Source organism: Rhizobium halophilum (assembly GCF_021648825.1).
GTDB classification, from domain to species: domain Bacteria; phylum Pseudomonadota; class Alphaproteobacteria; order Rhizobiales; family Rhizobiaceae; genus Neorhizobium; species Neorhizobium halophilum.
Map to the genome: position 1 here is coordinate 202,287 of NZ_JAKJHS010000002.1, position 9,366 is coordinate 211,652.

Genomic DNA, 9,366 nt, shown 5'->3' on the forward strand with positions numbered 1-9,366 from the left:
GTACTCGAATACCAGTGCCAGGAGTTTCTTTGTGGTGTGAGAAAAAACAGCTTTGGCGCATTTTGTGAGAAATGCGGCTTCCGGGTGTACTCCCCGTATCCGGTAAAGGCTGTCACTGGTCCAAGGAAGTGGCCGCCAGGGGGTATCCTTGTCAGCGAGTCAGGCTCTCAATAAGCTCGAAGCCCTCACGATCCTTTATTGATGTCGCCTCTTTTATGTACCCTTGCCTAAGAAGGGAGGCTACATGGCTGTGAAACACTACTAAGGTGCGAGGCTGATCATTGGCGGCGTGTCTAAAATGCCACGGCAACTGGATGCCAAGTTGTTCCAGTAGGGTTTGATTCGCTAACAAGCGACCTGCGAAACGGACATAGAATTTATCTGCTATCTTCTTCCGAAGAGCCCTATCACTATCATGGTCCGGCATTCCTCGTTCATCGCGTACGACTTGGTATAAGTCATTAGCATCAGCTAACGACTGATAGTACTCGGCCATTTCCAGGCAGTCGCGCTCTATCTTTTCCGCCCACTCCTTAATCCTCAATTCTGCCGTGACGCGCTTGCGCGTATCGAACCAAGCATTGACCGTCTTGATGCCTAGCCACGTCAAGGCGAGGAACACTACGACGACTAACGCAATGTTGAGAATTACAAATAGCGGCACGGCCCACCAAGGAATGAGCCCCCACAAGTATAGGTACGTGTTCCAAGCTACTAGTAACGAGGACATTGCAGCCCCCGTAAGCCATAGCCAAGCTCGCCCAGCCCACTTCCGCAACGGCTCCTTGAGACCCAATTGGTCGAGAAGTGAAATAAAGGGCTCAACGATGTTGAGGATGATTTTCTGCATACCTCGCACCATGCCCAGATTCCTCTATGTTGTGGAGTCTGTTTTACTTTCATCCATCCAATCCTTCCGTGAGTCTGGATGAAGAAACGCTTGGTGCGTCTGCTACATAAGGCCGCAAAGGTCCTGGTCGGTGGTTCCCTCTATGCTGTGGCAATCGCGTCTAGCAATCCGTCCAGGATCTGAAAGGTCGCGTCTTTGCTCACTGCTCGTTCTCCTCTGCGCCGTCGTACCAGGCGATCATCTTGGCGATGGCGCTGTCAGCCAGCTCCGGGTTCATCGCCAGATAGTGCTTCAGGATGTCGTGGGCCGTCTTCATGCTGTGGCCGGTGATGGCGCAGATCTCGGGGATGGTGCAGCCGGAATTCGCCAGCCAGGTGACGGCGGTATCGCGCAGGTCCTGATCGCGCAGCGCCAGAAGCGCGCCGTCGTCGGCGCCCGGGTTGTGCGGATCCGGCTTGCCGATCAGGCTCGGCATGGGCTTGATCTCGGGATGCTCGTCCGTTGCCGGCAATCCGCGGGCGGCGGCCTCGCGGATCTCGGCGAAGACATGGGCGTAATGAAACGACAGGAGCGGCACCCAGCGGCGCTCGTCGAGGATGACATAGGGGGAGATCACCTCCGCCTGTTTTCGCCGCTCCTCGGACGCTGCGAGGCGCTGGCGCACGGCCGGCGCTTCCGGCATGGAAACGATCGCCTTGGTCTTGCGCTGGCGCAGCGTGATGCGGCCGCGCTCCCGTTTGGCGATCTCGTAGTTCAGGCGGTCGGCCTGGCGCTGGCCGTTCCAGACGCCGAGCACGATCATGTCGCCGATTTCCGGCCGGCCGAGCCGATCGGCAACCGCGACCATCTGCGCGATCTCCTCCTTGGAGCCGACGCGGATGCGCGGCGCCGGCGTCTTCATGCCGAGATTGTGGAAGGGGTTCGGCTTCTCCGGATTGACGCGGCCCTTGCGGATCGCCCACTGGAAGGCGATGCCGAGCACGCGCATGGTGCCGACGGCCTGGCTGAGCCCCGTGTGCTTGCGCAGCTCGTCGTACATGCCGACCGCGATCGGCTTGGTAAAAGCCTCGGCCTCCGCTTCCCATGCGTCCGGCAGGTAGGTGCGGACGGTGTTCTCCTTCTTGCGGTATTCGGTGACCGTCTTTGGCGCCAGATCCTGGATGCCGGGATTGTCGGCCGGGTGCAGCCACTCCTGGAAGAGCTTGCCGAGCGGATAGGCGGGCGCCAGCGGGACGGCGATCGCGGCCGCAGGCGTCCTTTTCCTGGGCTTTGCCTTGCCGGCCTGCTGGCGCAGGTTGCGCTGAAACTGGAGCGACCATTCCAGCGCCTCGCCGGCGCTCATCCAGCGGCCGTCCTCGTGGCGCAGATCCGCGCCCTGGTGGCCCTGCTCGCGCAGCGTCTTCGACGGGGCGAAGCGCGGCCGGCCGTCTCGCCAGGCGACGTATTTGATCTTGGGAGGCGGGGTCCTGCTCTGCGACATGGCGGCAACCTTTTGTCTTACTCTAGAAACAAAGAGGCCCGGCGGCCACGCGAAACAAAGACCGCCGGGCAAGATCCGGATCGCCCCCTCTCCATCGGGTGCTTCCGGATGCGGCGGCCGGGGGGAACTGTTCGGCCGCCGGGGAGGTCAGTCGTGGTCGGTGCGCTTGCGCCGACCGAAAAGCTCCTGCAGGAACAGCTCGTCCTCGCCGGCGCCGTTCTGCGTTTGCGCCTCTTCCCGCACGCGGCGCCTGGTGCGACGCCAGAGTGCCTGCCAGCCGAGCGTGCAGACCACGCCGGCGGCAAAGGAAATCTGCGTCAGGATCAGCACCGACAGGCCGCTCATTGCACGATCCTCAGGCTGGGGCGGCGGAAGCGCGACAGGGGCACGATCTCGGCTTCCGCCCCTGGAGTGACCATGCCGGCCGCTTCGACCAGCAGGGCGCTGCGCTCGGCGCGGATGCGCGCCTGCGCCTGCATCATGCGGTCGAGGTCCGCCTGGACGGCGGCATAGTCCTCCAGGTTGCGGATCAACCGCTGCAGCAGCTGGTCCTCGACGGAGGCCATGCGCTGCAGCTGCTCGATGGTGGCAAGCACGCTCATTGGCCGGGACCCTTCAGCCGCGCGATCGCCATCTCGCCGCCCACGGTGGGCGTGTAGCCGGTCGGGCTCGGCTTGATCAGGCCCTTGCGCTCGATCGAGTAGACCGTGTGCTGGTTGAAGCGCTTCGGGCCGATCTGGTAGCTGTGGCCGATTGCCTTCTGGCGGCGGTAGAAATCGATCGATACCAGGGCGTCGCGCTCCGCCTTCGACAGGTGCTTGTGCGGATTGGTGACGGCGGGGTTTTCGGTGATCGGTGTGGTCATGCCGCGTTCCTCCGTTCCTCGACCCGCTCGATCGGGTAGTTCAGGCGGCGGCAGAGGCCAGTCTCCATCGAGAGCGCCAGATTGTCCGTCGTTGCCAGACGGTCGCCGACGCCGTGGGGTTCTAGCAAATTGACGTAGTGCTTGCCGTTCGCCCACAGCGACTGCTGGAAGGGGCCGGCGTCAACGACCTTGCCGATGCCCTGGCCGTTGTCCTCGACATCCCACCAGAGGAAGTCCTGGCCGCGATCTTCAAAATGAAACCTGATCATGCCGCGTTCCTCGGAAGATATTTCTCCTCGAGGCGGGAGCGAGCCTGGCCGATGCGCAGTGAGGCGACGGTGCGGCCGAGTGCTTCGGCTTCGGCCTTTGCCTTGCGATCGGCATAGGTCTCGTGCCAGCGCAGGACCGCGGCGCGGTTGAAGCGGCCGCCCGGGACCGGACGCGGCAGGGCTTCCTCGGCGATCAGCCGGCGCTTGTAGCGCGAGAAGGTTTGCGGGGTGTAGCCGAGGAGGTCGGCAACTTCCTTCGCCGTCATCCATGGCTGAGGTTCATGCTGAGGGATCATGTTTCGCGTTCTCCCGTGTGAAGGTGATTTGCATCACTGCTGAACGGTAAGCGAAAATGCTTATTTGAGCAAGCGCATTTTGCAGAGACGCAAATGCGGCCTAAGCAAGGCAATCCCTGCGGGTGCTTAGGCGGGGTCTTTCATTAAGGATTTACGGTGGCGGCGCGCGCGGCGGGCAAAGGATTTCTGGACCTCGGTGCGGCGCAAATCCTTGAATCCGGATCCGGGGTCAAAGGATTGGCGAATGTCCTGCCAAGGATTGGACGTGAGCACCAAGGATTTGACCCGGGTCAAAATTCAAGACGCCGACCCGGGTCAAAATTCAGTGCCGCAGAAATCCTTGAGCCGGGTCAAAATTCACAGTCGTGACCCGGGTCAAAAATCAGTGCGGATGATCTGAATGCGACGGCTAGTGCTGAATGCGGATGGAGCCGACGGAAACGCCGGCGATCGACACGCGGTCCTCGTCGACATGCTCGGGGCGGCCCGGGCCGAGGCGCATGCTGTGGGTGATGAGGAAGGGCGCCTGGTAAAGCCGCATGACGGTTTCTGCCGTGCCGGCGGAATAATCGACAATCTGCGCCAGAACAACGTCTCCGCTCTTGGGGCGGGCGTTCTGGTCGATCAGCAGGATATCGTCCGGCATGACGCCCAGGCCATCAAGGGCCGCGCCCTTCATCACCCAGGCCTCGACCCCGTTGCGTCCGCCGCGCGCCGCCTCGACGGCGGTCCTCACCCATTCGGGCCATTCGCGGTTGTCGTGGCGAAACGGGATGGCGTCGGGCTCGGCAACGCCCGGGCGGGATCCGCCGGGCAGCTGGTTAGGGCGAAATCCTGAATAACGCGCGACCTTCTCCAGCGAGGACTGCGTAATGCCGACGCTGTTGGAATTGTCGTTGAGATAGCGGGTTAACGTAGACGCCGCCATGCCGGAATTCAGCGCGAGCTGGGACGGCGACAGGTTCAAGTGCCGCGCAATTGCACGGAGCCATTCCTTTGTTTCGCGCTGATCAAGGGCCATGCGCGAGTAATTAATGTGTGGAAGTGCTAACGCAGTCACAAAAAAGCACCTTGCCAAATAAGCAATTTCGCTTATCCCATTAAGCAAATCAGTTGGCAAGGTGATTTGCAATGTTCCCACAGATCGAGGCCCGGCGCGCCGCGGCAGGCATCCTGCAGAAGGATCTTTGCGAGCGCGCCGCAGTCCACGAGACCACATACACGGCGCGCAAGAGCGGCCGCCGCGCGCTGAGCGAAACGACGCTGAAGAAGCTCGAGACCGCGCTCGAGGAGCTGATCAAGGAACGCCAGGAGCAGCTTCTGAAGATCGGCGGTGCGGCATGAGGCTGGAGCGGATTGCCTACGGCTGCGACATCGCCCGGGATCCGGCGGAGAACCGCCGCAACCACCAGGTCATGGTCGACACGCTCAACGGTCTGGTGGCCGACGACGGCTGGCCCGGCGTCAAGGTCGAGGCCTTCTACACGCACAACAGCAGCGCCTTCGTCGAGATCGTGCCCGGCGTTTCGGCGCTGACGCTCGACTATCTGCGCGGGCTGAAGGAACGGGGCGAGCTGCGGCCGCCCGTGGTGGCGGAACCGGAAGGACAGGGGAGATTGCTCTGATGAAAAACAAGCTCATGGATCTCAACAACCATCTCTTCGCGCAGCTGGAGCGGCTGAGCGACGAGGATCTGACACCGGAGCAGATCGAGAACGAAGTCAAGCGGACGGAGGCGGTCGTCTCGGTCAGCCAGCAGATCGTCCAGAACGCGGATCTCGCGCTCAAGGCCGCGAAACTCGTGGCAGAGCACGGCGCGTTCGTCGGCAAGTATCTGCCGATGATCGAGCACCGGACGGCGCCAGAAGGGAAGCCTTCGGAATGAGACGCGCGCGCATCATCTACAGCGACGCCGAGATGACGTGGCTCGAGCAGAACCGCGAGATGATCATCAGCGATTATCACAGCGCGTTTCAGAAGAAATTCCGGCGGCCGGACGTCCTGCTGGCGCACCTGCACGGGCTGCGCAAGCGCAAGGGATGGAAGGTCGGTCGGGAGGCCGGCCGCTACAAGGGGCGCCGCAGGCTGTTCAGCGAAGCCGAGATCCAGTGGCTGCGGGAAAACTGCACGCTGCCGACCGATCAATACGCGAAGCAGTTCAACGAGACGTTCGGCCGCACCGACATGACGGAGGCGAAGCTGCATTCCATGCGCAAGCGGGAAGGGTGGCGAACCGGACGTAGCGGCCGCTTTGAAAAGGGCCGTCCATCGCCGAACAAGGGCAAGCGGTGCCCGCCAGGGACGGGCGGCCGGCATCCGAACGCGAGAAAGACGCAGTTCAAGAAGGGGCAGGTTCCGCACAATGCTGCCGGCCCCGGGCATGAATGGCTCGACCAGCAGAGCGGCTACATCGTGATGCTCGTCGACGAGCCCAACCCGTGGAAGCCGGACCAGAAGACGCGGCCGGTGCACAAGCATCGCTGGCTCTGGGAGAAGGCCAACGGTCCCGTTCCGGAGGGCCAGGTCCTCAAGTGCCTGGATGGCGACAAGGCCAACTGCGACCCATCCAACTGGCAGCCCGTGCCGCGCGAGATCCTGCCGCACCTGAACGGCCGCTTTGGCATGGGATACGACCAGGCGGAGCCGGAAGTGAAGCCGACGATCATGGCGGTCGCGAGATTGAAGCATGCTGCCCGCAACGCGAAAGCCAGGAGGGCAGAGGCATGAACACGCTCCTCCCGATCATCGAGCAGCTTGCCGCGTGCCGGACGGATCCGGAGCGGATCGACTGGCTGCTCCGGTGCCCGTTCGCGATCCTGCGCAAGTATGACTTCACCATCCGCAACTGGCTCCAGATCGCCGGCTTCCGGGGCGGTGACGATTATCTCGACGCGGTGCGGATCTCCATGTCTGCGGTGCGCAACGCGGACGGCTTCTGGGAGCAGGATCAATACGACCTGCTGACGACGGCGATCGACAACATGCGACGGCTGGCCATGCCGGACGTTCCGCCGGCGCCGCCCGATCCGACTGAGCTTTAACCGGACGATCCAACATGCCGATTTGTATTGTGTTCGGCCTTTCTGCCAAGGCTGAAAATGAACTGCATTGCCGACATAGAAGAAGCGATCAAGGCGGCGGGCCTGAACGAAGGCGACGTGCTGCGCGCGGCCGGGGTCGATGCGCGCCACCTGCAGAAGGTGCGACGCGGCCGGCGCAATTTCACCGCCACCATGGGCAAGCGCCTGCAACTGGCGATCGCAGAGCTGAAGCGGATCCAGAAGCTAAACGAGCGGGAGAAGGACACGGACGGGCGCACGCCCTGGCAGAGCCGGGCGGCGGCGCATTACCGGATCTGCATCGCCTTTGTGGCGCATGCCGCCGGCGTCACGCCGCGCTTCATCCTGGATGCGGATCCCGGCCGGCGCGCGACAGCGGATCCGCAATGGCTGCGGGCGGCCCGGCTACGCCGCATCGCGCTCTACATCGCCAGCCAATATCTCAACATCGCCCAGGCCGAGATCGCCCGCGCCGCCTCCATGAGCAAGGCGAATGTCTGCAAGGCGCTGCAGGACCTGGAGGAAGTGCGCGACAGCGATCCAGAGATCTCGCGGATCCTCGCGGCCGTCGAGGGAGCATTCGAGGGATGATTGCTGGATCTTCAGGTCAGACCGGATTTTTCAACGAGGCGGATCACTCGCTGTGCGTAGGCCGCCATCTCGCTGCATGCCGTTCGGTTCAGCTTGTCGATCTCTTCGTGAGTGAGGGGGTATTTTCCCGCCAGAAACTGGCTGAGATATTGCCGGTTAATCGATGCATATCTTCGAGCAAACAAAACATCTTCTGTGTCGTCTGCCACAACCTCATCTTCAAATGCATCGAAGACGGGAAGATCGAGAATGTTGCTGAGCTTGTCTATGCTGTCTATTACAAACCCCGCTCGCCACTCTTCATCGCTGCTGCCATCGTAATCATCGAGGATCTCCATGTAGGTAGCGGACAGCTCAGCGAGTTCCCTTGCCGTTCGTCCAGCGCGCGCGAAGAGCGCCCGCCGTCGCCGGATCTCTCTCTGGGCCAACACTTCGTGAGCTCGCTCAGAGGTTGCCAGCTGTCGAGCCAGGAACAGGATGCTCGGAACGCCTGCCGCGATAGCACCCCATCCCGCAAGAGCCGAGGTCCATTCTCTAAGACAGTGTTCTCCCTCTGCGCCTGTGCAGAGCGACCCCTGCAGAAACATCCCGATGGCAAGACACGCAGCGGTCAACGCGGCTACAGTGAATGCGGTGATCCAGCCCATCCAGTAACCCGTGTCTTTGCCAAACATATCTATCTTTCTCGCTGCACTCATGAAGCTGTAGCCCAAGACGTAAGCGCTTTGATGCCGAGTCGGCAAGGTGGGCGCTCATGAGCCCGCACAACGACCTCCCGGAGATCAAGCAGGGGCTGAAGGACAGGGTCGAGAGCCTGTGCCAGCGGCTGTTGCCGGACGGCCGGCGGCAGGGGCGGTTGTGGGTGGCGCACAACCCGGTGACCGGCGACCACCGCCAGACCCCGGAATTCAAGGTGGCGCTGACGCGCGACATCGGCGCCTGGAAGGACTGGCGCACCGGCGAAAAGGGCGACGTGATCAAGCTCGTCGAATATCTGACGGGCAGCGACTTCAAGGGCGCGATGTCCTGGTCGCGCGATTTCCTCGGGCTGCGCTCGATGTCGCCGGAGCAGCGCCGGCGCATGGCCGATCGCGCGGCGGAGGCGCGGCGCGATGCCGAGCAGCAGGCGCAGGCCGACCAGCTGAAGCGCATGCGCCAGGCGGAGCGGATCTGGAATTCTGGCCTTCAGGATGGCGCCGGATCCACGGCCGAGGCCTATGCCCGGCGCTATTTCGCCGCGCGCGGCATTCCGCTGGAAAACATTCCCAACCGGGACCTGCAGACGTTCCGCTTCACAGCCGAACAGGAATTCTGGGCCCGCGCCCAATACCGCCACGAGAACGGCCGGCGCATCAAGGTGCAGGACGGGCCGAAATTTCCGGCCGTGCTGTCCGCCATGCGGGTCGCAACGGGGCAGGTGGCGGCCGTGCACATGACATTCCTCGACCCGCTGGGCCCGCGCAAGCTGCCGGTGGATGCGGGTACGGAGAACGCAAAGATCATGTTCGGGCCGAGCGCCGGCGCGGTGATCCGGATCTCCCACGGCCCGGAAGGGGAGCCGCCGGAAACGGCGCGCCAGGCGCACCCGCTGATCATGGGCGAAGGCATCGAAACGACGGCTTCCGTCGCGATCGAGACGCCGGAGGCGCGCGCCTGGGCGGCCGGGAGCCTCGCCAACATGCTGCATGCGCCGATCGACCTGCCGTGCGTCTCGTCGATCATCCTTCTGCGCGACCACTTCAAGCACAAGACGACGGAAAAGCAGTTCGCCGCCGTCTGCGAGGCGATGGAGCGCAGCGGCAAGCCCTGGACGGCGATCGACAGCCTTTGGGGGAATGATTTCAACGACATGAGACAGGAGGGTTAGTGATGGCGATACGTCATCGGAACATAGTTCCGTCCGCGGTGGCAGCCTCGACGTTCGGCGCTAACGAAACCGGTACCCTTCGGCCAGTT

The 9,366-nt window shown here is 62.8% G+C and carries 16 protein-coding genes; 7 read left to right on the forward strand and 9 right to left on the reverse strand.

The genetic code is table 11. The features are described 5' to 3' along the window. Window positions 1-151: 151 nt before the first annotated feature. The 8 genes from LXM96_RS05470 to LXM96_RS05505 all read right to left on the reverse strand — a co-directional run bounded on the left by LXM96_RS05470 (window position 152) and on the right by LXM96_RS05505 (window position 4,820). Window positions 152-850 carry a hypothetical protein gene (locus LXM96_RS05470; RefSeq protein ID WP_239997379.1) on the reverse strand — a complete coding sequence of 233 codons (699 nt, stop codon included), beginning with the start codon at window positions 848-850 and terminating at the stop codon, window positions 152-154. 199 nt (window positions 851-1,049) lie between these two features. Then, entirely contained in the window at window positions 1,050-2,330 is a 1,281-nt protein-coding gene (locus tag LXM96_RS05475) for a hypothetical protein (protein WP_239997380.1), read from the reverse strand. Between the two features lie 147 nt (window positions 2,331-2,477). Then, the gene (locus LXM96_RS05480; RefSeq protein ID WP_239997381.1) at window positions 2,478-2,675 is read right to left on the reverse strand and encodes a hypothetical protein; all 198 of its coding nucleotides are present in this window, start codon (window positions 2,673-2,675) and stop codon (window positions 2,478-2,480) included. Continuing rightward, entirely contained in the window at window positions 2,672-2,932 is a 261-nt protein-coding gene (locus tag LXM96_RS05485; RefSeq protein WP_239997382.1) for a hypothetical protein, read from the reverse strand. The genes LXM96_RS05480 and LXM96_RS05485 overlap by 4 nt, the downstream gene beginning before the upstream one ends. Then, complete coding sequence (locus tag LXM96_RS05490; protein ID WP_239997383.1) at window positions 2,929-3,195, reverse strand: hypothetical protein; 267 nt, start codon at window positions 3,193-3,195, stop codon at window positions 2,929-2,931. Before LXM96_RS05490 ends, LXM96_RS05485 begins: the two co-directional genes overlap by 4 nt. Further along, window positions 3,192-3,464, reverse strand: a complete 273-nt coding sequence (locus LXM96_RS05495; RefSeq protein WP_239997384.1) for a hypothetical protein — start codon at window positions 3,462-3,464, stop codon at window positions 3,192-3,194. The genes LXM96_RS05490 and LXM96_RS05495 overlap by 4 nt, the downstream gene beginning before the upstream one ends. Beyond that, entirely contained in the window at window positions 3,461-3,760 is a 300-nt protein-coding gene (locus LXM96_RS05500) for a helix-turn-helix transcriptional regulator (RefSeq protein ID WP_239997385.1), read from the reverse strand. The genes LXM96_RS05495 and LXM96_RS05500 overlap by 4 nt, the downstream gene beginning before the upstream one ends. 409 nt (window positions 3,761-4,169) lie before the next feature. Further along, the gene (locus LXM96_RS05505) at window positions 4,170-4,820 is read right to left on the reverse strand and encodes a LexA family transcriptional regulator (protein ID WP_239997386.1); all 651 of its coding nucleotides are present in this window, start codon (window positions 4,818-4,820) and stop codon (window positions 4,170-4,172) included. A 71-nt stretch (window positions 4,821-4,891) separates the two neighbouring features. Between LXM96_RS05505 and LXM96_RS05510 the strand changes: the two genes are divergently transcribed. From LXM96_RS05510 to LXM96_RS05535, 6 genes are read left to right on the forward strand one after another with little or no spacing between them, the layout of a single operon-like run. After that, on the forward strand, window positions 4,892-5,104 hold the full coding sequence (locus tag LXM96_RS05510) for a helix-turn-helix domain-containing protein (RefSeq protein ID WP_239997387.1): 213 nt from the start codon (window positions 4,892-4,894) through the stop codon (window positions 5,102-5,104). Beyond that, window positions 5,101-5,385 (forward strand): hypothetical protein, encoded by a 285-nt coding sequence (locus tag LXM96_RS05515; RefSeq protein ID WP_239997388.1) that lies wholly within the window; start codon window positions 5,101-5,103, stop codon window positions 5,383-5,385. Before LXM96_RS05510 ends, LXM96_RS05515 begins: the two co-directional genes overlap by 4 nt. Further along, complete coding sequence (locus LXM96_RS05520; RefSeq protein ID WP_239997389.1) at window positions 5,385-5,645, forward strand: hypothetical protein; 261 nt, start codon at window positions 5,385-5,387, stop codon at window positions 5,643-5,645. The genes LXM96_RS05515 and LXM96_RS05520 overlap by 1 nt, the downstream gene beginning before the upstream one ends. Further along, complete coding sequence (locus LXM96_RS05525; RefSeq protein ID WP_239997390.1) at window positions 5,642-6,487, forward strand: HNH endonuclease signature motif containing protein; 846 nt, start codon at window positions 5,642-5,644, stop codon at window positions 6,485-6,487. The genes LXM96_RS05520 and LXM96_RS05525 overlap by 4 nt, the downstream gene beginning before the upstream one ends. Continuing rightward, window positions 6,484-6,801: a hypothetical protein gene (locus tag LXM96_RS05530; protein WP_239997391.1), complete on the forward strand. Its 318-nt coding sequence runs from the start codon at window positions 6,484-6,486 to the stop codon at window positions 6,799-6,801. The genes LXM96_RS05525 and LXM96_RS05530 overlap by 4 nt, the downstream gene beginning before the upstream one ends. Window positions 6,802-6,858: 57 nt before the next feature. Then, the gene (locus tag LXM96_RS05535; protein WP_239997392.1) at window positions 6,859-7,410 is read left to right on the forward strand and encodes a hypothetical protein; all 552 of its coding nucleotides are present in this window, start codon (window positions 6,859-6,861) and stop codon (window positions 7,408-7,410) included. An 11-nt stretch (window positions 7,411-7,421) separates the two neighbouring features. Here the strand turns inward: LXM96_RS05535 and LXM96_RS05540 are convergent, their stop codons facing one another. Next, a complete protein-coding gene (locus LXM96_RS05540; RefSeq protein ID WP_239997393.1) occupies window positions 7,422-8,123 on the reverse strand; it encodes a hypothetical protein in 702 nt (233 codons plus the stop codon). A gap of 41 nt (window positions 8,124-8,164) precedes the next feature. Between LXM96_RS05540 and LXM96_RS05545 the strand changes: the two genes are divergently transcribed. After that, window positions 8,165-9,277 carry a DUF7146 domain-containing protein gene (locus LXM96_RS05545; RefSeq protein ID WP_239997394.1) on the forward strand — a complete coding sequence of 371 codons (1,113 nt, stop codon included), beginning with the start codon at window positions 8,165-8,167 and terminating at the stop codon, window positions 9,275-9,277. Window positions 9,278-9,366: the final 89 nt, after the last annotated feature.

Bases quoted from the DNA above. Each gene is read 5' to 3' on its own strand.
- LXM96_RS05470 (WP_239997379.1), bottom strand. From the start codon at position 850: ATGCAGAAAATCATCCTCAACATCGTTGAGCCCTTTATTTCACTTCTC.
- LXM96_RS05530 (WP_239997391.1), top strand. From the start codon at position 6,484: ATGAACACGCTCCTCCCGATCATCGAGCAGCTTGCCGCGTGCCGGACG.
- LXM96_RS05480 (WP_239997381.1), bottom strand. From the start codon at position 2,675: ATGAGCGGCCTGTCGGTGCTGATCCTGACGCAGATTTCCTTTGCCGCC.
- LXM96_RS05525 (WP_239997390.1), top strand. From the start codon at position 5,642: ATGAGACGCGCGCGCATCATCTACAGCGACGCCGAGATGACGTGGCTC.
- LXM96_RS05510 (WP_239997387.1), top strand. From the start codon at position 4,892: ATGTTCCCACAGATCGAGGCCCGGCGCGCCGCGGCAGGCATCCTGCAG.
- LXM96_RS05495 (WP_239997384.1), bottom strand. From the start codon at position 3,464: ATGATCAGGTTTCATTTTGAAGATCGCGGCCAGGACTTCCTCTGGTGG.
- LXM96_RS05490 (WP_239997383.1), bottom strand. From the start codon at position 3,195: ATGACCACACCGATCACCGAAAACCCCGCCGTCACCAATCCGCACAAG.
- LXM96_RS05475 (WP_239997380.1), bottom strand. From the start codon at position 2,330: ATGTCGCAGAGCAGGACCCCGCCTCCCAAGATCAAATACGTCGCCTGG.
- LXM96_RS05545 (WP_239997394.1), top strand. From the start codon at position 8,165: ATGAGCCCGCACAACGACCTCCCGGAGATCAAGCAGGGGCTGAAGGAC.
- LXM96_RS05485 (WP_239997382.1), bottom strand. From the start codon at position 2,932: ATGAGCGTGCTTGCCACCATCGAGCAGCTGCAGCGCATGGCCTCCGTC.
- LXM96_RS05515 (WP_239997388.1), top strand. From the start codon at position 5,101: ATGAGGCTGGAGCGGATTGCCTACGGCTGCGACATCGCCCGGGATCCG.
- LXM96_RS05500 (WP_239997385.1), bottom strand. From the start codon at position 3,760: ATGATCCCTCAGCATGAACCTCAGCCATGGATGACGGCGAAGGAAGTT.
- LXM96_RS05535 (WP_239997392.1), top strand. From the start codon at position 6,859: ATGAACTGCATTGCCGACATAGAAGAAGCGATCAAGGCGGCGGGCCTG.
- LXM96_RS05520 (WP_239997389.1), top strand. From the start codon at position 5,385: ATGAAAAACAAGCTCATGGATCTCAACAACCATCTCTTCGCGCAGCTG.